Origin of the sequence: Mycobacterium sp. E802, from assembly GCF_001666875.1 — a bacterium.
Classification (GTDB): domain Bacteria; phylum Actinomycetota; class Actinomycetes; order Mycobacteriales; family Mycobacteriaceae; genus Mycobacterium.
The window spans coordinates 31,144-54,083 of the sequence record NZ_LZJD01000109.1; the positions used below are offsets into that span (position 1 = coordinate 31,144).

The window sequence follows — 22,940 nt, forward strand, 5'->3', positions numbered from 1 at the left end:
GAAGGTCAGGAGTGGATTTCGATTTTGGTGAAGCGGCCGACACGTTACGCGGTGAACTGCGTGCGTTGATCGCCGACGAGGTACCCGCCGATTTTCTCGGGGCGTTCACCGATGACCCCGCCGATCTGGCGGTGGCTCAACAGTTCTGCCGCACCCTGGCGCAGAAGCATCTCCTGTGCATGTCGTGGCCGAAGGAGTTCGGCGGCGGGGATGCCTCGGTGTGGGAGCAGACCGTGGTCCGCGAGGAGATGTGGGCCCACCACGAGCCGCGCGGCGCGCAGTACATGGGTGTCAACTGGGTGGGGCCGATCATCATGCGCCACGGGACCGAAGAACAGCAGCGCAAACATCTGCCGCCGATCGCCAACGGTGAAGTGATCTGGTGCCAAGGGTTTTCCGAGCCGGAGTCCGGTTCGGACCTGGCCTCGCTGCGGACCTACGCGCGCCGAGAGGACGACGGCTGGCGGGTCAACGGTCAGAAGATCTGGACGTCCTACGCCACCATGGCACAGTGGATCTTCCTGTTGGCCCGGACTTCCAAGGTGGGAGAAGGCGCAACCCAGAAGAAACAACAGGGCATGACGATCTTCCTGGTGCCGATGGACTCCCCGGGGATCACGGTGCGTCCGATCCGGACTATGATGGGTCCGCACCATCTCAACGAGGTGTTCTTCGATGACCTCAAGGTCACCGAGGCCGACGTGCTCGGAACCGTGGACCAGGGCTGGTCGATCGTGCAGGACGTGGTGTCCTTCGAGCGCGTCGGCATTGCCCGGTACGCACGGTGTGAACGGCTGTTGCAGGCCGCACCCGAGGTACTCGGCGACACGTGGGAGCAGCTGCCCGCCGAGTTGCGCGGTCGGTGGACCCGGATGCTCACCCACTGCCGCCGCGCCCGGCTGATGGCCTACCGGGTGGTGTCGATGCAGGCCACCGGTCGGGTGAATCCCGGTGACTCCGCGGCATATCGGATTGCGGTGACGCGGTTGGACCAGGAGAGCGCCGAGGTGCTCATGGAGATTGTCGCGGCGATCCCGCGCGGGACCGAAAGCGCTGACTACTTCCGCGCCGAGGTCGAAGACCACTGGCGGTACTCGCAGGCGTCGACGGTGTCCTCGGGCAGCATCGAGATGCAGCGCATCCTCTTGTCGCGGACCATGCTGGCCGGGAAGGCGTGACGACGATGATTCTCGATCTCGGCGAGGACGCCAAGGAATATGGCCGCCAGGCGCTCAAGGCTTTCGAGGCCGCCGGTGGCGATCAGTTGTTGGCACAGGCCGACGCCAAGCCCGATACCCGCGCCGGACTCGTCGTGCCTGTGCTGGAGGGCCTGGGGGTCTTCGAACTCGAACCCCGCGGTGACGCCGACTCATTGGAGGCCGCGGCGGCGGTGTGCCGCAGCGCGGGCTATTGGGCGCTGCCGTACCCCGTGGCCGAGCGGTTGGCACGACCGGCGGGCGTGGAGGTCGACGGGCTCGTCGTCATCGATGCCGACGTGCCCGAGGCCGCGTTGCAGGGACTCGACAATCGCTGGGCCACTGTGACATTGGACGGGCAACGTAGCACGGTGACCCACACCGCCGCTTCGGGCCCGTCGTTCGCCACGGCGCTGGAGCTGGCCGCGCTCGATTCTGACGGCCTCGATGATGTGGCGCTGGCCCTGGTACTGCCGTCATGGACGCTGCTGGGCATGCTGGACCGGGCCATCGACCTGACCGTCGCCCACGTCAGCCTGCGCAAGCAGTTCGGCCAACCACTGTCGGCCTTCCAGGGGGTCCAGTTCCAGCTCACCGATGCCGAGGTGGAGCGCAGCGGGGTCGACATGCTCGCGAAATACGCCTTGTGGAGCCTGGCCACCCACGGGCCCGACGAAGCGATCAACGGCGCGTTGGCCTTGCGGCTGGCCGCGATCGAGGCCGCAGAGGTGGTGTTCCGGGTGTGCCATCAACTGCACGGAGCCGTCGGCTTCTGCGACGAGACCACATTGTCTTGGCTGTCGCGCTACAGCCAGCCGTTGCGCCGCTTGCCCTTCGGGGTGTCGAAGACCCGCGACACGCTGACCGCGCGGCTGGGCCGACGCGGACTCACCGGGCTGTTCTCATGAGCGATCTCGACGAGTTCCGGGCCACCGTCAAAGACTGGTGCGCCGCGCACGTCCCGAAAGACTGGCGTGCCAAGCAGACCGGCGTCGACGCCGACGAGTTCGTGGCCTTCCAGAAGTCGTGGTTCGCCGAACTGCACACCGCCGGATATGCCGTGCCGCACTGGCCCGCCGAGTGGGGCGGCGGCATGGGAGTCGCCGAGCAGATCGTGCTGTACCAGGAACTGGCCGCCCACGATGCACCCCGACTCGTCCTGGCCTTCGTCGGCATTCACCACGCCGCGTCCACTCTGTTGGCGGCCGGCACCGACGAGCAACACAAAAAGCACCTGCCCGCCATCCTCGACGGCGAGATCTGGGTGCAGGGCTTCTCCGAGCCGGAGGCCGGATCGGATCTGGCAGCACTTCGCACCACCGCCAAGGCCGACGGGGACAACTTCATCGTCAACGGCCAGAAGCTCTGGGCCAGTGGTGCCCTGCACGCGGACTGGTGTCTGCTGCTGGCCCGCACCGATGCGGAAGCGCCCAAGCGCCACGGCATCTCGTACTTCCTGATGGACATGAGAACACCGGGCATCGACGTGCGGCCGATCCGCAACGCGGTGGGCGATTCGCACTTCTGCGAGATCTTCCTCAACGACGTCGCAGTCCCGGCCCCCAACCTCATCGGCCCGCTGAACAAGGGCTGGCAGGTCGCCCAGGCCACCCTCGGCGCCGAGCGCGGTATGACCATGCTGGAACTGTCCGAGCGGCTGGGCAATGCGGGGTTCCGGTGGTTGCTCGACGCCGCGCCAATCGATGATCCGGTGGTGGCAGACCGATTGGCACAGTTCGAGATCGAACTGACCGGTCTGCGCGGACTGTGCCGGGATCTGGTGGAGCGAACCGAGGCCGGGAAGGCCGGGCCCGCAGACGCCTCGATCGTGAAGCTGTACTACAGCGAACTGCTGCAGCGGATGACGGGGTTCGGCGCGGAGATCGGTGGCCTGGACGCCCATACCGTGCTGGCCAAACCGGCCTCCAGCGGCTGGGAATCCGGCGCCTGGATGCTCGACTTCATCGGCTCGTGGGAATGGACCATCCCCGGCGGCGCCAGTGAGATCCAGCGCACCATCATCGGTGAGCGTGGTCTGGGCCTGCCCCGAGAACCTAGTGCGGTGTGATGAGCCAGTTTTCAGAACTACACGACGAATTGCGGTCGGTGGCCGTCGATCTGCTGGCCAAGGACAGTGTCGATTGGCCGTTGTTGATCTCGGCCGGCTGGGTCGGTCTGGATGCGCCCGAGGAGGCCGGCGGTGCCGGCGTCACCTTCGCCGAGGTCGCGGTAATCTGCGAAGAACTGGGCCGAGCCGCCGCGACCACGGGCTACCTCGGCAGCGGGGTACTGGCGATCGGTGCGTTGAATGCGTTGCAGGAAAGCGCATCTCGTGACGCACTGCTGTCGGCGGTCGTCGCCGGAACCACCCGCGCCGCGGTCGCGCTGTCCGGAGCCGGCGACGTGCCATTCGAGGTGGCCGCCGGGCGTGTGCGTGGCCAGGCCACCTTTGTGCTCGACGCCATGGGTGCCCAGCGCTTGTTGTTGCCCGCACGCGACGCCGACGGTATCACCGTGCTGGTGGACGTGGCTGCCGGGACCCCCGGGCTGACCGTCACCGAGCAGCCGGTGCTCGACGAGACCCGAAGCGTGGCAACCGTCACTGCCGAAGGCGTCGACGTCGACGACGACTCGGTGTGGCGGTTCGACGCCGAGACCGGCCTGCACCCGCTGACCGAGCGGGCCGCGCTCGCGGTGGCCTGCGACAGCCTCGGTGTCTCGCAGGCCATGCTCGACGCCACGGTGGCCTACACCGGCGTGCGCCGCCAATTCGGCCGCCCGATCGGCTCGTTCCAGGCCGTCAAGCACGCCTGCGCCGACATGCTGGTGCAGATTTCGGTGGCCCGCCAACTGGTGAGCGCGGCCATCGCCGACCCGGGGCCCCGCTCGGTCTCCATGGCCAAGGCCTATGCGACCGAGACCGCCGTCGACGTGGCCGGCAAGGCCATGCAGTTGCACGGCGGCATCGGCTACACCTGGGAGAGCGGCGTGCACGTGTACCTCAAGCGGGCCGCGCTCAACCGGTCGTTGTTCGGCTCACCAGCTGAACACCGCGCCAGGATTGCTGCGAGCCGGCGATGAGTTTCTGCGGTGCCGGCGGTCGATACGAATGACCGACCACTCACCGTGAAGGAGAACTATCGTGGTTACCCGTCAGAGCGCGCCGTTGGGCGCCCCCACCTGGATCGATCTGGCCACGTCGGACCTTGAACGTGCCCAGCAGTTCTATGGTGCGGTGTTCGGCTGGACGTTCGAGACCGGCGGCCCCGAGTACGGCGGCTACGTCACTGCATTCGTCGACGGAAACGTGGTCGCCGGGCTGATGCGCAACGATCCGCAGTGGAACGCTCCGGACGCCTGGACCACCTACCTGCATACCGCGGATGCCGACGCCACGGTCCAGGCGGCCACCGCGGCCGGCGGCGGGAACTGCGGTGGCGTGATGGACATCCCGGCCAAGGGCCGGATGTCGATGTTGTCTGATACCGCAAACGGGTTCTTCGGTATCTGGCAGCCGGCCGGGCACGACGGCTTCGCGGTGTTCAACGAGGCCGGTGCGCCGGTGTATCACCAGTTGACCACGAGCGACTATGCCAAGGCGTTGGACTTCTACCGCACGGTGTTCGGCTGGAACACCGAGACTGTTTCCGACACTGACGAATTCCGGTACAGCACGGCCAACTTCGACGGCGAGGCACTCGTCGGTGTGATGGACGGATCGGCGTTCATCCCCGAGGGCGTCCCGTCGACGTGGACCACCTTTTTCGGAGCCGACGATGTCGACAAGACCATCGAGCTGATCGTGGCCAACGGTGGCTCAGTGGTACGCCCCGCCGAGGACACTCCCTACGGGCGTTTGGCCGCGGTGACCGACCCGACCGGGGCCGGGTTCAATCTGTCGTCCCTGCAGAGCTGAGGGCGAAGTCGGCAAAGTCGAACCCCGGCACCACCACGCAGCTGACCAGTACGGGCTCGTCGTCGCGGGGTCTGGCGCGCTGCCAGTGCCCGGGCGGGACGAGCACTTGCGGGTGCTGGCCGCCGGTGATGTCCGGACCCAGCAGAACGCTTGCGGCCGTGTCCTTTTCCGCACCGACTTCCAGGATCAGGGGGCTGCCGCGATGGTGGAACCACAACTCCGCGCTGCGCACCGTGTGCCAGGCTGACTGCTGGCCGGGCATCAACAGGAACAGGATCGCGGTGCCGGCGCTGCGCGGCCCGGAGTAGCCCGATGGAAGCGAGGCCTGGCTCACCGTCAGTTCGCTGCGCCAGGTCTCTCGGTACCAGCCGCCCTCGGGATGCGGAGCGAGGTCCAGCTGCCTGGCCCAGTCGGGTAGTTCGGTCACACCCGATAGTCTCGTCGCTATGGTTCGTCTGCGTCCAGGCTGGCTGGTTGCGCTGTGTGCCGCGGTTCTGGTGGTCGTGGCCTGGCTGCCATGGTTGACCACCAGTGCCAACGGCGGCGGACGGGCCAACGCCATCGGTGGAGCAGTGGGCAGCATTGTCCTGCCGCACCGTTTCGGTGCCGGGCAGATGATCGTTCTGCTGGGTTCGTGTCTGATCGTGGCCGGGGCGATGGCCGGGCGCGGCCTGTCCCGGCGGTGGGCTTCCTTTGCCGCACTGGTGATTTCGCTGGCGCTGCTGGCGCTGACGGTCTGGTACTACACACTCAACGTGAAACCGCCGGTGGCCGCCGGTTATGGCCTCTACGTCGGCGGCGTCATGGCGGTGCTCGCCGCGGTGTGCTCAGTGTGGTCCTTCCTGTCGACGGTGGGTAAGCCGTGAGCGACTTTGTGACGCCCGTGGAGCTGACCGGGCAGCGCTGGGTGCGGTTGGAGCCCTTGACCCGGGAGCACATTCCCGAGATCGACGCCGTCGCCGCCGACGGTGAGCTGGGTTCGCTCTGGTACACCACGCCGCCGCGGCCCGGCCGGGCCGCCGAGTGGGTGCAGCACATGCACGACCTGCGTGCGGCCGATCACGGCGTCAGTTTCGCGGTGCGCAGGCTCGACGGCAGGCTGGTGGGGTCGACGAGTTACCTGCATGTCGACGGTCCCAACCGGCGGCTGGAGATCGGGCATACCTGGTACACGGCCGGGGCTCGCGGTTCCGGGGTCAACGCCGAGACCAAGCTGTTGATGCTCGGTCACGCCTTCGACCAGTTGAACTGTGTCGCAGTCGAATTACGCACCCATTTTTTCAACTTCGCCAGCCGTGGTGCCATCGAGCGGCTCGGCGCCAAGCTCGACGGAATCCTGCGCAGCCACCAGTTGCTGCCGGACGGCTCGCGTCGTGACACCGTCGTGTACTCGATCCTGGATATCGAATGGCCGGCGGTGCGGGCCAACCTCAATTTCAGGCTGGCTCGATCACTGGCGCAAGAGCGTGGGCCGCAGCGATGAAACGGGTTGTCGTACAACACTGACCGCGCGGAGGGGAGTGGCTGGGGCCTCCTGAGAGTGAGGCCCCAGCCTGGCCGTACCGGTTACTCCGCGTCGACGGTGGTTTCGATCGACTTGCGGTCGGTGCCGTGCGCAACTTCGATCTTGCGGGGCCGGGCACGTTCGGCCACTGGGATGGTGACGGTGAGGACGCCGTTCTCGTACGTGGCGGAGATCGCCGACGTATCGATCCCGTCGCCGAGCGACAGTTGGCGTCGATAACGGCCGAAGAACCGCTCGTTGGCCAGCCACTGGACCGATTCCTCCGAGCGTGCGGTGCGATGCGCCGAGATGGTCAGCGTGCCGTTGTCGACGTTGACGTCCACCGAGCCGGGATCGATGCCCGGGAGATCGGCCGTCAGAACGTAATGGTCACCGATCTTGCAGAGGTCCATCGGCATGAATCTGGGTGTGCGCGTTGACCCGGTTTCACTCGACAGCAAACTCCTGGTCAACACGTCAAGGTCACTGAAAGGATCAAAACGAAGCACAGTAATTCACCTCCCGTAACGTCTCAGAGCCCGCCACCCTGGCGGGCAGCCAATCACTGTGCACCGCCGACATTAGCACTCGACACAGGAGAGTGCCAGAAAATTTTCGATGCTTTTTTCGACGGTTTCACCGCATCAAAGGCGTGCTGAACGGGACGCCGCGGGCGGTCGACGTGCGGGTATCGGAAACGGGAAACGCCGTGACGAAAACCCTGGCTCGGATTTCCGTCACGGCGTTCCCGTGATCAAGCCGTCTCAGTCGTCGTGACCGTGACCGTGGCCGTGTCCGCGACCGTGCCAACGCGGGCCGTGGTCATACCAGCCCCATCCGGGGCCTTCGACGCAAGCCTGCACATAGCCGTACGGCCCCGTTGCGCAAATGTTCGGACCTGCTGAGGCCGGAGCTGCACCGGCAACTGCCACGCCGACCGGTACCGCCAACGCACCGAGTCCGACCGCTGCGGCCCTCATCAGTTTCGAACGGATCATTTTCACCTCCGGGTTGTTTGCTAGTACGTGCTCAGAACCCCCGTCTGTAGATAACATTAGTGCATCTCATCATCTTCCTGAGAACCGCCTGTCACCCCGTCGTGCAGCCAATTTGCTCTCGGTGAAGTCTTCCCGGTCAGGGCATTGCATCCATTTGCCATATCGATCAGGTCTCGCCGACCGTTTCTCGGAGTGTTGCCAGCTGCCCTGGGGGAGGCGCTGGCCTGCTGGTACGTCCGCTTCCGGTGGCGAGTTTCGCTGCCGGCGTCGGACTCAGCAGCCGCAGCTGCAGGACGCCGAAAACTGTGCTTGGTCGTTCGTCTCGGCAGGCTCCGTGGGCTCGGAGCTGGGGCGCCAGTCGAACGGAAAATGCTTACTCGACCCGCCGGTGTGCTCGTGCGACCAGTCGAAGCCCACGGCGTGGTCCTGCTTGACCACGCCCCACGTCGCGACCTGGCCGGGGCCGACCTCGGCGCCCGGGGCGTTGATCGTGGTCACCCGACGGTTCGGGTCGGCCGTCGGGCCGGTCAGGGCCTCGATCTTCAGGTCGACCTTGCCCGGGATCTCCGCGCGCCAATAGGCAAGGTCCTCGGCGGACTCGAAACTGATCGGGGCGTATTCGATGCCGCGCATCTCGGAGATCAGGCTGGCGAATTGGGCCGGCCAGCCGCCTTCCTTGCCGGTGAAGATGCGCTCCAGCGCATCCCGCTGGGCGGCGTCGCCCTTCTCGTCGATGTAGAACATCAACTTCATCGTCGCGTTCGGATCGCCGATCCACATGTTCCCGGCGAACTCACCGAGTGCGATCACGCTCAGGCCCGCCAGATCGATGTCGCCGTAGTGGCCTTCGCGGACGTGCCACACCAAGGTGAACAGACAATCTCCGTGCGTGGGCTCCTGGGCGAAGCTGCACGGGCACGGCAACTTGCAGCTGCAGACGTCGAACCATTCTCCGCGCAAATGCCAATCGACCGGTGTAGACGAACTGGTCATGATGTCGCTCCCTCTCGTGTGTATACCCCCTGGGGGTATCGAACGGCGTGAAGGTAACACCGTCGGTGATCGGCGCGCAAGTACCCCCTGGGGGTATGCTGTCGCCATGTTCACGAGGATTGGCCTGGCCGCGTTGGCCGTCATGGCCTCGGTGTCGCTGGCATCGTGCGGCGCATCGACGGACGCGCCGCCCGTCCCGGCCGAATCCGGCACGGCGCACCATCGGCTCGTCGGACCCGCGGACTTCGCTGCCGCGGTAGGTGAAGCCGATACGCTGACAATCAACGTCCACGTGCCTTACGAAGGCGACATCGCCGGGACGGACCTGTCGATTCCCTTCGACCGGATTGCCGAGCAGTCAGACCTGCTGCCCAAAGATCACGATGCGCCGATCGCGATCTACTGCCGGACCGGGCCCATGAGCGCAACCGCAGCCGCGACGTTGACGTCGATGGGCTACACCGACGTGGTGGAACTCGACGGCGGCATGAAGGCCTGGCAGGCCAGTGGTCGTCCGCTCATCCGGAACTGACCCCTTTTGTCCACGGCCGGGTGGTTCGAACATATGATCGATACGTGGGCGATATGCAAGCCATCGGCTACGGCGGACAGCCGGTCCGCGACGTGTTCCGCGTCGTTCGGCCACCGGCGGTGGTGCTGGTCGATCTGGTCGCCCTGTTCCCCCGGGAGCCGCACTGTGCCGGCCGCTACCACCCCTTCGGCATTCAGATGAGCCGTGTGGTCGAAGGCAGGCTCACGTGCTGGGCGCTGTGCGAGCAAGGCCAGTGGTGGGGCCTCGTCACCTACCCCATCCGGTACGGCGCCGAGGTCAAGACCGTCACGCACTGGGTTCCGGGCTGGGTACTCAAGCCGAAGATGTCGTGAGTGCCCCCGGCAGGATTCGAACCTGCGACACCGGCTTTAGGAGAGCCTGCAAGCCCTCGTCGTCGTGGTCCCGAAAGGTATTCTGGTTTGGCTATTTAACGCCATCTCGCACCAACCGATACCGCTCCGTGTCGCGGATTCACCGACCAAGCACCGACCACAGATCAGCGTCCGATTCCTCTCACAAACGAGCGAAGCCCCGGCTGCAATCAGGGGCTCCATCACCGAGCGAATGTGAAAACCACCGCCGTTCCTGCGCGCGTGACCAGTCTGTCGTTGGCGCTCGACGACGGGGCCGTTCCGAACAGGGGCGGTGCGTGATCACACCAAGCCGCACGGATGCGAAGTCCGCGACCGGAGAGGAATCGGCGCCCGCCCCCGGCTTGCGGGATGTGTGCGTTAGCAACGCTGCGGTAACCTCGCTGCCAGCAAGTCGGCAAGTTGGGGGATCAACGTGGCAAACGATTTGGAAGTGGATGCGGACGGTCTGCGGTCAGCGGCGTTCGGTAGTGATCTGACGGCCGAGGCACTCGCGGGAACATGTCTCGGCGGACCTTCTGCGTCGCAGCCCAGCAGCGCCGGCGTGGCGGCGGTCAACGCTGCGCTGTTCAGAGTGCAGGCGCGTCAGTCGAGGCGTATGACTGGCCAGGCTGACGACCTCTCGGTGGCCGGTGCAAGGTATGACACTGAGGACGCCGCCAGCGCCGCTGCCATCGCGACGGTTTCGGTGTGAGCGCAGTCCCATCCGGGGACGTTGACGCGGTCAGTCGGTCGAAGATCGACGGGTGGAGCACCGCCGATTTGTCCGCGGCGTCACCGGCGTGGAGGCAAGCGGCGACCAAAAGCGAGGAGGCATTCGAGCAGCACCGACAAAACATCGTCTCCCCCGGCGGTACGACGTGGGAAGGCGACGCCAAGGACGCTGCCATGGATCGGGCAACGGTCGACGCGGCGGTGGTGCGCCGTCACGGGGACATGTTGCGGGAAGCCGCTGACATCGCAGAGAACGGTATCGCCGATATCAACGCGGCCAAGCGCGAAGCACTCGTTGCGATCACCGCGGCCGAGGCGGCCGGGTTCACGGTTCACGAAAACCTGTCAGTGACCGACGCTTGTCGCTACGACATCACCACGATCATCGAGCGCAATAAGGCCGCCACTGAACATGCCGCTGACATCCACTGGTACGCCGAGCGGCTTGTACAGACCGACACTTTCGTCGGGCAGCGACTTCAGCAGAAGGCGCTTGAGTTGGAAGGGATCAGGTTTTCTGCGGAGGAGCATGTCGGCGACTCAACGGTCCAGCTTGTGAACCACCCGTTTAAAGAAACGCCTCTTGAGGTCCCATTTCCGCTAGAACCAGCGCCTTTTGGTGGCAGTATCGAGGTGAGTGACGATGCGATCAATAGCGAATCACCGGTCTTTCCGCCGAATCTGAAGGCACGCGACGAACAGTTCGCCACTTCTGACAAGAATGCTGCTCAGCGGTTTCTGGAGGGAACTGACGCCAGAGCAGAGGGTGAGGCCGCAGTCCTCTATTTGCGGGCACGTGGTTGGCATACTGCTGCTGACGTCATCACCCACTACCTCGGGAATGAGTCTGGGGGACGCGACCCATCAATGGCTAAGCCATTCCGATTGAGCACTGCACAGGCCGATGCTCTTGCCGACGATGCTTCTAGCGGATATCAAGGCAACAAGTCGTTGCCAACGATCCTGGAGAATGCGAGGCAGACGGCTATCGCGAATGCCGCGCAGTCAAACCAACCCGTCTACACCGAAGTACTTGGTAGCGACCCGATGAGCCAGCAGATGGGCCGGGGCTGGAATCCTGTGGGTACTAGCGATCCCGATAATGTGTACGCGTTTGGCCGCTACTCGGTGCAAGTCGTGACTCAGGTGGAAGCAGCGCCCGGCCAGGAGCCAGTGGTCCGCCAACGCTATTTTGTATACGACTACACGGACTATGCGCATCCACAAGGAAGCGGCGGCGGCCCGATCGAGAGTATTAAGCGATCGGCCATCGATGGCCTAGCGACGTTGCGTGACATCGGTTGGGCGCGGGGTTTCGACACCACAGGGACCAGCAGCATTCGTACGTACCCTTAGCGAGGAAATCGAGGTATAGGTGGTGACGGTGCGGCTGATCCTCACGGCGCTCGTGTTGGCCGTGCTCGCCTTGTCGGGCTGCTCGAACGAGGTTACGTTCGAGCAGAACCCTCTGGACGAGAGGCAGACTCGAACCGAGTTGCAGGGCATGGGGATAACGTTGCCCGAGAACTATACGCAGCTGTCGATGACGAAGGCTCCGCCTCCAGGCTCAGGGGGAGCCAGCTATGACGGCGTGTTCAAATCGCCTTCGCCGGCCGCACCTATTGAGGTCGATTCGTCACCTGTAAAGATGACGCTGACGACATGCCAGGAACTGCGGTGGTATGACCTGCCTGACGGCTTGGACTGCGGCATGGCGAAGGATTTGCACCGTGCGGCAGTGCTGCTCAAGAGTGCTGATGGCCTCAACGTGGTTTCGGCGCAACTCCCGTCGGGAGAATCGCGTATCTACCTCTCGGTCTCGGGCCATTGAGGGTCGCACAGGCGACGCCACTGAACCACCGAATGGGTCCCCCTCACCGGCCGCGTCCCGAGCGACCTCGATGACGTTGCTGCCCGCGTTGACCAGACTGCTCGCCAGACCATTGCGAAACAGTACGAATCTCCTGACACCAATTAGACACCGACCAAGCACCGACCACAGGGAGCGACGAGAAACCATGTTGACCTGCAAAAATAAAGAGTGCCCCCGGCAGGATTCGAACCTGCGACACCGGCTTTAGGAGAGCCGTGCTCTATCCCCTGAGCTACGGGGGCCGGGACCTATCGAAATAGGTGTCGAAAACCCATAGGGACGATTCATGGTAGTCGGTGAGTGCCGAATAGGTGGTATCGGGGCGATCGCGGGCTGTCAGGACCTGGTGCGCCCTGTAGGGAGGAACTGAGGTGGATGGTAGAGAGCGGGAGCTCGAAGAATGGCGGTCAGCGGTCATGTCCGACCTGCACGGGCCGGACGTGACCGCGGCTACCAGGGCGCTGTTGGAGCTGACCTACGGCGATCCGGATCGTCGAGCCGTCGAAGTCGTCCTCTTGCGCCAACTTTCGTCGCCGGGCATGCATCCTGAGATGAAAGAGCTGGCTGTCACATGCATGGGACACATCGGGCGACTTCATCGCGCGGCAAGCCCCGACGTGGTCCGTCGACTCGAAGGGTTGCTCGGCGATCCGGTCCTGGGTGGGCGGGCCGAGGATGCACTTGGGGACATACGCGCCTTCGCGAACGAGAGGGGGCGTGGGACTGCGGTTCGTGTCTCACCATCCAGCGACAGAGTCGCTGATAGCCGGGCATTGGACGAATGATGCGCATGAGGCCCGTGGTGCCTGAGTGTCAAAATCGCCGAGCGACAATGGGATTGGCGAGGCACAACGACACTAGTGTGGCGATTGTCGCTGGAAAGTCGCCAATAAGCGGGCACATCGGACATCCCTCCGAGAACTGGCCGATGTGACGCACGGCTACTGCTCGCCGTCCTCCACCACAGCCTTGATCCGTTCGAGAGTCTTGCGCATGTCGCGAATATTGCGGCGCGTGCGCAATTGACCGCCGAGCACCGAGAACACGGTGGTGAAGGCCCCTGGCGTCATCCGGAAGGACTCGGTTACGTCGGTCTCGGCACCGGCCGGCTCCAAGCGGTAGTGCCAGTTGTTGACGGCTCGGTCACCGACGAAGACCGCAAAACCGAACTCTCGTCCGGGCTCACAGGCGGTCACCTCACACGTCGTCCAGTAGACGGGGCCGATCTCGTTGCGTTTCACGTGTCCGCGGAAGCGCGCGCCGAGTGCAGGCCCGGTGGCGCCGCCGAGCCACTCGGCTTCCATCACCTCTGGCGAGAACTTACCGGTGTTGCGGACGTCGGAGATGAGGTTCCAGATGCGGTCCGCCGGGGCAGACATCCGCACGGTTACCGAGCCTTCCATGGGCATTGCGTCGGCCTCCTCGGGGCGATGGCGACAACCTAACACCGGTGTGGACCGGGACTACGGGTTTTCCGGGGTTCGGCGCCACGGTGGCCGGTGTGATCGTCGGTGTATGACGGTCTCCGGGTTTACCCTAGCCAGCGGTGCTGTCGGCGATCTCACGCATCTGGTCGACGAGGCGAGTCGCGACCTGAGCCGCGAGCCACAGCGTCGTGCGGTCGTCCTCGGGCAAGTCGGCCAACAGCGCGGCGATGCGTTGTTTGCGGACGACGGCGCGCTCCTCCCACAGGCGACGGCCCCCCTCGCTGACCTTGACCAGGCACGCCCGGCCGTCGTCGGGATCGCTGCAACGTTCCAGCAGCCCTTGGCTTTCCAGGCGTTGCACCAGCTGCGTCATGCCGGACTGGCTCGCGCCCTCGGCCTCGGCGAGCGCGGTGACCCGCATGGGCCCCTCGCGGTCGAGGCGGACCAGAACCAGTGTCGCGCTCGCGCTCAACCCCTTGCGGTCGGCGAGATGTCGCCACATCAGGTCGGCGCTTGCCACGAGCATCGCCGAAACCGCTTCCACACTGCTGTCGACGGACTCACTGCGCACCGCTTATTTATATCAGATATAGGAAGTAATCTGGAATACCGTTGCTGCGGTGCAACGGCGGCCCGGGCGCTGAAGAGCGCGAGAAGCGACTGTAAATCACGCCAGCAACGCATTACTCGGCCTGGCAATCTGCTGTGAATGCGCAGACGGCCTTGGCTGCCGGGTTGATAGATGCATCCTGTATGCGATATATCTGTCGATCATGATCGGGGAGCAGCCCAGAGGCGACCGCAGACCACGCAGCCTCACGGCGCTGGCGAAGGGATGGCTTCCCCTCGTCACCGTCATCGCGCTCGGCGTGGGAGGGCTTGGGGTCTGGAAGGTGCATCAGATGTCCGAGCCGGGACCGGTCCCGACGGTTCTCGCCGCGCAGGCACCCGAGCAGTTCACGCCGAAATCGCTGACCTATGAGGTGTTCGGCTCCGTCGGTGACGGCGGGATGCTGAGCTATGTCGACATCGACGGACACCCGCACACTGTCGAACTCACCGAGCTGCCCTGGACGCACACCGAGACGACGACGCTGACCGTGGTGTCGGGCAGCATCTCCGTGCAAGTCGACGGGGGAGAGGTGGGCTGCCGGATGTTGGTGAATGACATTGTGCGCGATGAACAGTCGTCCACCCACGCTGAAGCCGATGTCACGTGCAGGGTGAAGTCCGCGTGAGTACGCATCGGGTAAGACCTTTCGTCGCGCGGTCGGTGCGCGTGCTGGCGGTGCCGATCATCGTGTTCTGGGCGCTTCTGGCCGTCGTGACGAACACGTTCATCCCGCAGGTCGAACGGGTCGCCGAGGAACTGGCGGGCTCGATGATCCCCAGTTACGCACCGTCACAGGTCGCGATGCTGCGCATCGGGGAGAAGTTTCAGGAGTCCACCTCCACCAGCCTGACCATGCTGGTGTTCGAGGCCGACCGCCCTCTCGACGACGGCGACCATCGGTACTACGACGACCTGATGAACCGGCTCAAGCAGGATCCCGACCACGTGCAGTACGTGATGGATCTGTGGGGCAAGCCCATCACGGCGGCCGGTGCCCAAAGTGTGGACGGTAAAGCGACGTTCGTGCTGTTGCGGCTCGCCGGCAATATCGGGCAGCTGCAGGCGAACGAGTCGGTCAACGCGGTGCGGGACATCATCGCCGACGACACCCCGCCGCCGGGACTCAAGGTGTACGTGAGCGGGGCGGCGCCGCTGGCGGCGGACACGCTGACCATCGCCAACTCCAGCCTCAACAACATCACGATCCTGACGATCATCCTCATCGTGATCATGCTGCTGGTGGTCTACCGCTCGGTCCCCAACCTGCTGGTGCCGCTCGTCAGCGTGCTGATCGAAATGCTTGTCGCCAAAGGGGTCATCGCGACGTTGGGGCACTTCGGCATCATCCCGTTGTCCTCGTTCGCGGTAAACATCGTCGTCGCGCTGACGCTGGGCGCCGGAACGGATTACGGCATCTTCCTGCTGGGGCGGTACCAGGAGGCCAGACAGGCCGGCGAGAGTCGCGAAGACGCGTACTACACCGCCTATCGCAGCGTCGCCCCCATCATCATCGGCTCGGGATTGACCATCGCCGGCGCGTGTTACTGCCTGAGCCTGGCTCGGTTGGACTACTTCCACACCATGGGACCGGCAGTCGCCATCAGCATGCTGTTCACCATCGCTGCCGCGCTGACGCTGGCGCCGTCGCTGCTCACGCTGGGTAGCTTGTTCGGCCTGTTCGACCCGAAACGCGTCACCAAGGGCCATCTGTACCGGCGGATCGCCACAAGTGTGGTGCGGTGGCCGAAACCCGTGTTCGCGGCGAGTGCCGCCATCGTGATGATCGGCGCGGTCTTCGTGCCGACCTACCGGGTCAGTTACGACGATCGGACATACCAACCCACTGATGCCTCAGCCAATCTCGGCTTCGAGGCCGCCGATCGACACTTCTCGCAGAGCAAGTTGTTCAGCGAGATGCTGATGATCGAGAGCGATCACGACATGCGCAATTCCGCTGATTTCATCTCACTGGACCGGGCGGCCAAGAGCCTGATCCGGCTTCCGGGTGTGGCCATGGTGCAGAGCATCACCAGGCCGCTGGGCCGGCCGTTGGAGCACGCCACCATTCCGTATCTGTTCACCACCCAGGGCAGCGGCAGCGGTCAGCAGTTGCCGTTCACCCAACAGCAGAACGAGAACACCGACAAGCAGGCCGAGATCCAGGCGCGTTCGGTCGAAGTGCTTCAGAAGGTGATCGGGTTGACTCAGCAGATGGCCGACGAACTGCATTCGACGGTGCTCACCTTGGAGAACCTGAAACAGGTCACCGATGACATGAACGCCGGGATCTCCAATCTCGACGACTTTCTGCGTCCGCTGAAGAATTACTTCTACTGGGAGCCGCACTGTTTCGACATCCCGGCGTGCTGGGCGATGCGATCGTTGTTCGACTCGCTCGACGGTATCGACAGCCTCGACGCCCAGATCGCCGACGCCGTCACGTCTTTCGAGGCTATCGATCGCCTGCTGCCACAGATGATCTCGCAGCTGGAGCGGATGATGTCTGACAGCAGGGCACTGCTGGGCGTCATCACCAACAATTACGGCCCCGCGCATCTGCAGGCCACGCAGACCGATCAGACGTTCTACGACCTGATCAACGTGGGCAACGACTTCGACCAATCGCGCAGCGACGACTTCTTCTACATCCCCAGGGAGGCGTTCGACAACGAGGACGTCAAGACCGGCATGCAATTGATGATGTCGCCCGACGGCAAGGCCGCCCGGTTCATCGTCACGCATGATGGCAATGCCATGGGCCCCGAAGGGATCGACCACGTCGAACAATTCCCGGACGCGATCAAGGCGGCGCTGAAGGAAACCTCGTTGGCCGGCTCGAAGATCTACATCGGCGGCGCGGGGTCGAACAACAAGGACATCAAGGCCTACGCCGCCTCCGATCTGCTCATCGTGGCGATCGCCGCCTTCGTCCTGATCTTCCTGATCATGCTGTATCTGACCCGAAGTCTGGTGGCGGCCATGGTGATTCCCGGCACGGTCGCCTTCTCCTATGCCGGTGCGTTCGGGCTGTCAATCCTGGTCTGGCAGCACCTGATCGGCCTTCACCTGCACTGGCTGGTGTTGCCGCTGACCTTCATCATCCTGGTGGCGGTCGGCTCGGACTACAACCTGCTGCTGATCTCCCGGGTCAAGGAGGAGTCAGGTGCGGGGTTGAACACCGGGCTGATCCGTGCGCTCGGGAGTACCGGTGGGGTGGTGACATCGGCGGGCCTGGTGTTCGCGTTCACGATGCTGGCGATGTTGATCAGCGATCTGCGCACCATCGGTCAGGTGGGTTCGACCGTCTGCATCGGGCTGCTGCTCGACACGTTGATCGTGCGCTCGTTCGTCGTGCCGTGTCTGTTGCGCTTCCTCGGGCCGTGGTTCTGGTGGCCGACGTTCATCCGTCAGCGTCCGTTACGGCACCAGCCGTCACCACAGCGGCAGGCGGTGTGACATGACGACCTCGACCCTGTTCGGCATCCTGTCGATCGTCTCCTTCGCGCTGATCTGGGTGTGCGCCGCGGTGGCCTTCGTGTTCACCAGGCGGATGAGGGAGCGCCGCCACGTCGTCGCGGAACTCGGCATCGGTACCCTGCCGGCGACGCTGCGCAAAGTGCGCCGGCGCGAGGTCCTCACCGACGATGAATTGCGCCTGGCCCGAGAAGTTCTTGCCGACCGTGGCAGCGTCATGGCGCTCGCGGTTCCGGCCACCCTGTTCTGTATCGGGTGCTTCTACGTGTTCGGCAGCCTCGAGCAACTGCATGGCCACACACCTTCGGAGAGAACGTTTCTCGGAGTGTTCCCGATGCTCACCTCGACCAACATGGCGATCCAGATTCTGCGTAGCGCCCGGCTGAAGCGGCGGGTGGCACTCAACGGAGCTCGGCGATCACCTTTCCGAACGCCTCGGCATGGGCGGCCTGCACGATGACGTAGCTGATCCCGTAGTCCTGCCGCAGCCGGCGCAGATGATCCGCGATGGCACTGACCGACCCCGACAGCACCCCGGGATGACGTAGTAACTCTTCGTCGCTCAGACCCGGCAGGTAATGCCGGGGCATCTTCAGATTTGGCGTCTCGCTGCCCGGGGCGGGCATCGCGGTGACGGCGATGTTGAGCTCGATCTGGTCGAAGCGGTCGCCGGCGGCGTTGCGCAGGAACGTGATTCGCTCGGCCAACGGATCACCGTCGACGTGATCACCGCCGGTGAGGCCGATGATGTCGGCCGTCTCGGCGGCCACGGTCAGCAGCCGGTCTCCGTTGCCTGCGATCAGGATCGGGATGTCGGCGGCGTGCTCGCGGAAATACTCGGTGGTGTGCCGCAGGTAGTCGATGCGCTCGCGCGCACTCGGGAACGGCAGTTCGGCGGCCTCGAACTCTTCGCGTACGTATCCGGCTCCCAGGCCCAGATCGAACCGTCCGCCGGACAGATCGCTCAGCGCGGTGGCGTCGCGGGCCAGCAGCGCGGGCTTGTAAAAGCAGGCGTTGAGCACGAAGGTTCCGAGCCGCAACGTGCTGGTCGCCGCGGCGACGGCGGTGAGCGTCGGGAACGGTGCCGGGGCACCGAGATGGTCCGGCACATTGAGCACGTCGAACCCGAGGGCTTCGGCGCGGCGCGCCGCCTCGGTGATCTGGGACTGGGACTCGGCGGTGCGCAGGCTGACGCCGAAGCGGAAATCCTTGGGCATCACCCGATCTTAGGCACCATCGCCTGACGTTTGGGAGTGACTGCGGTGGGCAATTCTCAGCCGTGACAAGTCATCCGACGATGGGTGTGGAGGAGGAGTTCCTTCTCGTGCAGCCCGACGGCGGCGAACCGATCGCCCGCAACAAGCAGGTTGCCGCCACTGCCGCCGAGCACGGGGTGGAGCTGCAACTGGAGCTGACCAGCTGTCAGGTGGAGACCGCCACGGAAGTGATGGACACCAGCAGTGCGCTGCGCTCCGAGCTGCTGCGGCTGCGTCGCGTGGCCACCGAGGCTGCCGTGGCCAACGGGGCGCAGTTGTTGGCGGCGGGGCTGCCGCCGACCGTGCCGCACGAGTTCCCGGTGACGCCGACGCCGCGCTACCGCCGAATCGCCGACCGCTTCGGCATGATCGCCCATGAACAGGGCATCTGCGGGTGCCATGTCCACGTCGCGGTGCCCGACCGGGATGTGGCGATCTACGTCAGCAACTGGCTGCGGCCATGGCTGCACGTGTTCGTGGCATTGACGGCCAATTCGGCGATCTACCGCAAGGCCGACAGCGGACATGCCAGCTTCCGCAGTGTGCTGTGGTCGCGGTGGCCGAGTGCGGGACCGCCGCCACACTTCGATTCGGCCGACCACTACGACGCCATTGTCGCCATGATGGAGCGGTCCGGCGCAGCGTTGGACGACGGGATGATCTATTGGGATGTCCGCCCGTCGGCCAACTTTCCCACCGTCGAGGTGCGGGTGTCCGACGTGCCGGCCACGGTAGACGAGACGGTGCTGCTCGCCACCTTGATCCGCGCCGGGGTGATGACGGCGGTACGCGCCCACGATGACGGGGAAACCCCTCGGCGCCTGACCGATTGCGAGATCCGCGTCGCACACTGGAAGGCGGCGCATGACGGACTGGACGGTGAGGGTCTGTATCTGCTGGGGGAGCCGTCGGTGCTGCCGGCCCGGGAACTGCTGGGCCGCTTCGTCGAGACGGTGCGACCGGCGCTTGAGGAGTTGGGTGACTACGACATGGTGACCGACGAGCTCGGCCGCGTCGTCACCGAGGGCAACGGCGCGATGCGTCAGCGCCGGGCCTGGCGGCGCCGAGGCGAAATCGCCGACGTGATAAGCGAGTTGGCGTCGGCAACGGTCGCCGGGCTCACCCGGTGACGGTCAGATAGATGAGCACGACATTGAGCACGCTGATCAACCCGGCCACGGCCCATCCGAGTGCCGTGGTGACCTTGTGGTTGACGTCGCCACCCATCAGAGTCGCGTTGCTGGTCAGCCGCACCAGCGGGATCAGGGCCAGCGGTATGCCGAACGAGAGCACGACCTGTGAGAGCACCAGGGCCCGGCTGGGGTCGACGCCGATGGCCAGGACCACCAGGGCCGGAATCAGAGTGACCAACCGCCGCAACAGCAATGGGTAGGAACGCCGTAGCAGGCCCTGCATGATCATCGCACCGGCATAGGCGCCGACGGACGTGGATGCCAGCCCCGAGGCCAGCAGACCGATGGCGAACAGCAGGGCCACTGTCGGCCCGAGGGTGTCGCGGACGGCGGCGTGGGCGCCTTCGATGGAGTCGGTGTTGTCACGGCCCTGCAGGTTGGTGGCCGCGACGAGAAGCATGGCCAGGTTCACCGCGCCGGCCACCAACATGGCCAGGCCGACGTCGTAGCGCGTCACTTTCAGCAGCAGCCGCCGGCGGGGTCCCGGCTCGGGGTGGCCGTGCCGATCCCGGGCCAGGCCGGAGTGCAGGTAGACGGCGTGCGGCATCACGGTGGCACCCAGCATCGCGGTGGCCAGCAGCAGGCTCTCGGCACCCTCGAAGCGGGGGATCAGACCGGCCGCCACCTCGCCCGGCGGCGGAGTCTCGACGAACAGACTGGTCAGAAACCCGACCGCGATGACCATGAGCAGGCCGGAGATCACGTGCTCGAACATGCGCTGGCCCCGGCGGTTCTGCACCCCCAACAACAGCAGGGACACCACTCCGGTGATCACGCCACCCAGCAGCAGGGGCAGGTCGAACAGCAGGTGCAGAGCGATCGCCCCACCCACCACTTCGGCGAGATCGGTTGCCATCGCGACTAATTCGGCCTGCAGCCAGTAGACGATCCGGGTTGGGGTACGGGTGTGGTCAGCCACCACTTCCGGTAGGGAGCGGCCGGTCACCAGGCCCAGCTTGGCTGAAAGGTATTGCACCAGACCGGCCATGACGTTGGCCATCACGATCACCCAGACGAGCAGGTAGCCGAACTGGGCGCCGGCGCTGACATTGGCAGCGACATTGCCCGGATCGACATAGGCGATCGCGGCGACAAAGGCCGGACCGAGCAGCAACCAGCTCGGCGACGTGCGCGGTTTCATGTCCAACAACGACCCAGCTTCCTATCCGGGTATGCGAATAGAAAAGTTAGGGTAGCCGAAACCTCGGGAATTGTTAACGGCGGGGGTGACGTCCGCCGCCGCCGTCGTGGTGGTCCCCGCCGCCGCCGATGTCGATCGCGATGCCGGGGATGCCGTCGTAACAGAGCGCGGCATACGCCGGATCACAGCCATACGGCAAGGCCGGCCCGGTCTGCCGAGGCGTCGCGTTGATCTGCACATTGCCGGGGTTCGAGCACCGCGTCGCACCGCCGACATCCGTGCACTCCGGATCGGCCGACGCCGGCGCAGCGACCGCCAGTCCGGCGGTGATGGCCAGAACTGCCGCGCCCACAACAAGTTTCATCATCCGATGGGTACGCCTCCCGAGCCGAAGATGTCGTTTCCGTACCAGGGAACGTAATCCATCCCGGGCGGTGAGGTGACGATCTGCGTGCTGCCGCCGGTCTGACACTGCGTGGTGCGCGGCGCAAGGTCGGTGCACCTCGGCGCGGCGGCGCTCGTCGGCACCGTGAGCATGGCCAAGCACGGCGGGGCCAGCAACACCGCCAGGCAACGACTCACGTCGACCATGACTGCTCCGATCGTCGAAGCCAGTCTATGTCGGCACCGTGCGCTTCGGCCTACCCGACGTAAAGCCCGCGACCGGTGACCAGGGGCAGATCGAGCGTGGTGCGGATGCCGGGCTCGGCGGCCACCACCGCCGGGATCGCGTTGACCACCCGCGCCGCCGTCGCCACCAGGCCGGCATGGTTGTGGTCACCGTTGGGGCTGCTCAGGCACAGGTCCAGCGTGTAGGACGGCTCACCCGTCACGACCACGCGATACGAGCCACCTTCCTGGGCGGGCTGTGGCCAGTCCGGACACAGGTCGTCGCGCAGACGCGTCACGTGCTCGAGCACCACGGCCGGCTTGCCGTCGCGCATGCCGCGCACCTCGAACCGCAGTGCCGCAGTGGTGCCGGCGGTGATGTGCCCGGCGGCGATGTCGAAGTCCTCCGGAGCCGGCACCCGGGTGTGTTCCTCGGTGACCTCGTCGAGTTCGACACCCAGACCCGCGGCGAGCTGACGCACCACCGAACCCCAGGCCAGACTCAACACGCCCGGTTGCAGCAGCATCGGCGTTTCGTCGATCGGCTTGCCGAAACCCATCACATCGAACATCACCGCCGGGCTGTTGTACGTCGCGTAGTCGACGATCTCCATGCAGCGGATCTGTTCGATCTGCTGGCAGGTACCGGCCAGGGCCAGGGGTAGCAGGTCATTGGCGAAACCCGGATCGATGCCGTTGACAAACAGACTCACCCCGCCCTGCTGGGCCGCGGTTTCGATCGGCTCGATCAGCTCGGCGGGCAGGACCTGCCAGGGGTATTGCAGGAACACCGCGGAGCTGGCCACCACGTTGACCCCGGCCGCCAGGATGCGCCGGTAATCCTCGAGCGCCTCGGGCAGCCGGTTGTCCGCCAGCGCCGTGTAGACCACGCAGTCCGGTTTGTCGGCCAGGATCGCATCGAGGTCGTCGGTGGCCTGCACGCCTGTCGAAACATCAAGGCCGGCAAGCTCTCCGGCGTCTTTGCCGGCCTTGTCCGCCGAGGAGACCCACACCCCGGTGAGTTCGTAGTCCGGGTTGGTGACGAGCTGGGCCAGGGCGTGCCTGCCGACGTTGCCGGTACCGATCGCCGCTACACGGATGGTCACAGT

Annotated in this window: 25 protein-coding genes and 2 tRNA genes; 15 read left to right on the forward strand and 12 right to left on the reverse strand. The window is 65.2% G+C overall.

Annotation, left to right across the window (positions count from 1 at the left end):
- Positions 1–11 precede the first annotated feature (11 nt).
- The 5 genes from A5699_RS16395 (at position 12) to A5699_RS16415 (ending at position 5,112) form a co-directional block, all read left to right on the forward strand.
- A complete protein-coding gene (locus A5699_RS16395) occupies positions 12–1,178 on the forward strand; it encodes an acyl-CoA dehydrogenase family protein (protein WP_067771052.1) in 1,167 nt (388 codons plus the stop codon).
- A 5-nt stretch (positions 1,179–1,183) separates the two neighbouring features.
- The gene (locus A5699_RS16400) at positions 1,184–2,104 is read left to right on the forward strand and encodes an acyl-CoA dehydrogenase family protein (RefSeq protein ID WP_067771191.1); all 921 of its coding nucleotides are present in this window, start codon (positions 1,184–1,186) and stop codon (positions 2,102–2,104) included.
- Positions 2,101–3,264 carry an acyl-CoA dehydrogenase family protein gene (locus A5699_RS16405; protein WP_067771054.1) on the forward strand — a complete coding sequence of 388 codons (1,164 nt, stop codon included), beginning with the start codon at positions 2,101–2,103 and terminating at the stop codon, positions 3,262–3,264. Before A5699_RS16400 ends, A5699_RS16405 begins: the two co-directional genes overlap by 4 nt.
- On the forward strand, positions 3,264–4,277 hold the full coding sequence (locus A5699_RS16410; protein WP_067771056.1) for an acyl-CoA dehydrogenase family protein: 1,014 nt from the start codon (positions 3,264–3,266) through the stop codon (positions 4,275–4,277). Before A5699_RS16405 ends, A5699_RS16410 begins: the two co-directional genes overlap by 1 nt.
- A gap of 61 nt (positions 4,278–4,338) precedes the next feature.
- Positions 4,339–5,112: a VOC family protein gene (locus tag A5699_RS16415; protein WP_067771057.1), complete on the forward strand. Its 774-nt coding sequence runs from the start codon at positions 4,339–4,341 to the stop codon at positions 5,110–5,112.
- Here the strand turns inward: A5699_RS16415 and A5699_RS16420 are convergent.
- Complete coding sequence (locus A5699_RS16420) at positions 5,087–5,539, reverse strand: cupin domain-containing protein (RefSeq protein WP_067771059.1); 453 nt, start codon at positions 5,537–5,539, stop codon at positions 5,087–5,089. The two genes, A5699_RS16415 and A5699_RS16420, sit on opposite strands and share 26 nt — an antisense overlap.
- A gap of 19 nt (positions 5,540–5,558) precedes the next feature.
- On the opposite strand from A5699_RS16420, the gene A5699_RS16425 reads away from it, so the two are divergent.
- Both A5699_RS16425 and A5699_RS16430 read left to right on the forward strand, forming a co-directional pair.
- Entirely contained in the window at positions 5,559–5,978 is a 420-nt protein-coding gene (locus A5699_RS16425) for a hypothetical protein (protein WP_067771060.1), read from the forward strand.
- On the forward strand, positions 5,975–6,595 hold the full coding sequence (locus tag A5699_RS16430) for a GNAT family N-acetyltransferase (protein ID WP_067771062.1): 621 nt from the start codon (positions 5,975–5,977) through the stop codon (positions 6,593–6,595). Before A5699_RS16425 ends, A5699_RS16430 begins: the two co-directional genes overlap by 4 nt.
- A gap of 83 nt (positions 6,596–6,678) precedes the next feature.
- On the opposite strand, the gene A5699_RS16435 is transcribed toward A5699_RS16430, so the two are convergent.
- On the reverse strand, positions 6,679–7,125 hold the full coding sequence (locus A5699_RS16435; RefSeq protein WP_067771063.1) for an Hsp20/alpha crystallin family protein: 447 nt from the start codon (positions 7,123–7,125) through the stop codon (positions 6,679–6,681).
- A 762-nt stretch (positions 7,126–7,887) separates the two neighbouring features.
- The gene (locus A5699_RS16445; RefSeq protein WP_067771067.1) at positions 7,888–8,607 is read right to left on the reverse strand and encodes a DUF1326 domain-containing protein; all 720 of its coding nucleotides are present in this window, start codon (positions 8,605–8,607) and stop codon (positions 7,888–7,890) included.
- Positions 8,608–8,713: 106 nt separating this feature from the next.
- Here A5699_RS16445 and A5699_RS16450 point away from each other — a divergent pair, with 106 nt between their 5' ends.
- Both A5699_RS16450 and A5699_RS16455 read left to right on the forward strand, forming a co-directional pair.
- Positions 8,714–9,139, forward strand: a complete 426-nt coding sequence (locus A5699_RS16450; protein WP_067771068.1) for a rhodanese-like domain-containing protein — start codon at positions 8,714–8,716, stop codon at positions 9,137–9,139.
- A gap of 53 nt (positions 9,140–9,192) precedes the next feature.
- Positions 9,193–9,492 carry a hypothetical protein gene (locus A5699_RS16455; RefSeq protein ID WP_369806706.1) on the forward strand — a complete coding sequence of 100 codons (300 nt, stop codon included), beginning with the start codon at positions 9,193–9,195 and terminating at the stop codon, positions 9,490–9,492.
- Position 9,493: 1 nt separating this feature from the next.
- Here A5699_RS16455 and A5699_RS29215 read toward each other — a convergent pair.
- Positions 9,494–9,584, reverse strand: a tRNA-Arg gene (locus A5699_RS29215).
- 835 nt (positions 9,585–10,419) lie between these two features.
- Between A5699_RS29215 and A5699_RS29625 the strand changes: the two genes are divergently transcribed.
- Both A5699_RS29625 and A5699_RS16470 read left to right on the forward strand, forming a co-directional pair.
- Positions 10,420–11,601, forward strand: coding sequence for a hypothetical protein (locus A5699_RS29625; protein WP_231965739.1), 1,182 nt, complete (start codon positions 10,420–10,422; stop codon positions 11,599–11,601).
- A 22-nt stretch (positions 11,602–11,623) separates the two neighbouring features.
- Positions 11,624–12,076 (forward strand): hypothetical protein, encoded by a 453-nt coding sequence (locus A5699_RS16470; protein WP_067771073.1) that lies wholly within the window; start codon positions 11,624–11,626, stop codon positions 12,074–12,076.
- Positions 12,077–12,287: 211 nt separating this feature from the next.
- Here A5699_RS16470 and A5699_RS16475 read toward each other — a convergent pair.
- The 3 genes from A5699_RS16475 to A5699_RS16490 all read right to left on the reverse strand — a co-directional run bounded on the left by A5699_RS16475 (position 12,288) and on the right by A5699_RS16490 (position 14,116).
- Positions 12,288–12,360 (reverse strand) — tRNA-Arg (locus tag A5699_RS16475).
- A gap of 699 nt (positions 12,361–13,059) precedes the next feature.
- Positions 13,060–13,521, reverse strand: coding sequence for an SRPBCC family protein (locus A5699_RS16485; protein WP_067771077.1), 462 nt, complete (start codon positions 13,519–13,521; stop codon positions 13,060–13,062).
- A gap of 133 nt (positions 13,522–13,654) precedes the next feature.
- A complete protein-coding gene (locus A5699_RS16490; RefSeq protein ID WP_231965740.1) occupies positions 13,655–14,116 on the reverse strand; it encodes a MarR family winged helix-turn-helix transcriptional regulator in 462 nt (153 codons plus the stop codon).
- Between the two features lie 202 nt (positions 14,117–14,318).
- Here A5699_RS16490 and A5699_RS16495 point away from each other — a divergent pair, with 202 nt between their 5' ends.
- The 3 genes from A5699_RS16495 to A5699_RS16505 are packed head-to-tail and all read left to right on the forward strand — an operon-like array spanning position 14,319 to position 18,092.
- Complete coding sequence (locus A5699_RS16495; RefSeq protein ID WP_067771079.1) at positions 14,319–14,783, forward strand: MmpS family transport accessory protein; 465 nt, start codon at positions 14,319–14,321, stop codon at positions 14,781–14,783.
- Positions 14,762–17,614 carry an RND family transporter gene (locus A5699_RS16500; RefSeq protein WP_067771080.1) on the forward strand — a complete coding sequence of 951 codons (2,853 nt, stop codon included), beginning with the start codon at positions 14,762–14,764 and terminating at the stop codon, positions 17,612–17,614. The genes A5699_RS16495 and A5699_RS16500 overlap by 22 nt, the downstream gene beginning before the upstream one ends.
- A gap of 1 nt (position 17,615) precedes the next feature.
- The gene (locus A5699_RS16505; protein ID WP_231965741.1) at positions 17,616–18,092 is read left to right on the forward strand and encodes a hypothetical protein; all 477 of its coding nucleotides are present in this window, start codon (positions 17,616–17,618) and stop codon (positions 18,090–18,092) included.
- Here A5699_RS16505 and A5699_RS16510 read toward each other — a convergent pair.
- On the reverse strand, positions 18,034–18,849 hold the full coding sequence (locus A5699_RS16510) for an LLM class F420-dependent oxidoreductase (RefSeq protein ID WP_067771082.1): 816 nt from the start codon (positions 18,847–18,849) through the stop codon (positions 18,034–18,036). The two genes, A5699_RS16505 and A5699_RS16510, sit on opposite strands and share 59 nt — an antisense overlap.
- A gap of 80 nt (positions 18,850–18,929) precedes the next feature.
- Here A5699_RS16510 and A5699_RS16515 point away from each other — a divergent pair, with 80 nt between their 5' ends.
- Complete coding sequence (locus A5699_RS16515) at positions 18,930–20,018, forward strand: glutamate--cysteine ligase (RefSeq protein WP_369806707.1); 1,089 nt, start codon at positions 18,930–18,932, stop codon at positions 20,016–20,018.
- On the opposite strand, the gene A5699_RS16520 is transcribed toward A5699_RS16515, so the two are convergent.
- From A5699_RS16520 to A5699_RS16535, 4 genes are all read right to left on the reverse strand, one after another.
- On the reverse strand, positions 20,008–21,222 hold the full coding sequence (locus A5699_RS16520; protein WP_067771085.1) for an Nramp family divalent metal transporter: 1,215 nt from the start codon (positions 21,220–21,222) through the stop codon (positions 20,008–20,010). The genes A5699_RS16515 and A5699_RS16520 overlap by 11 nt on opposite strands.
- Before the next feature lie 73 nt (positions 21,223–21,295).
- Positions 21,296–21,586, reverse strand: a complete 291-nt coding sequence (locus tag A5699_RS16525; RefSeq protein WP_067771086.1) for a hypothetical protein — start codon at positions 21,584–21,586, stop codon at positions 21,296–21,298.
- Positions 21,586–21,813, reverse strand: coding sequence for a hypothetical protein (locus tag A5699_RS16530; RefSeq protein ID WP_067771087.1), 228 nt, complete (start codon positions 21,811–21,813; stop codon positions 21,586–21,588). Before A5699_RS16530 ends, A5699_RS16525 begins: the two co-directional genes overlap by 1 nt.
- 50 nt (positions 21,814–21,863) lie before the next feature.
- A complete protein-coding gene (locus A5699_RS16535) occupies positions 21,864–22,937 on the reverse strand; it encodes a Gfo/Idh/MocA family oxidoreductase (RefSeq protein WP_067771089.1) in 1,074 nt (357 codons plus the stop codon).
- Positions 22,938–22,940: the final 3 nt, after the last annotated feature.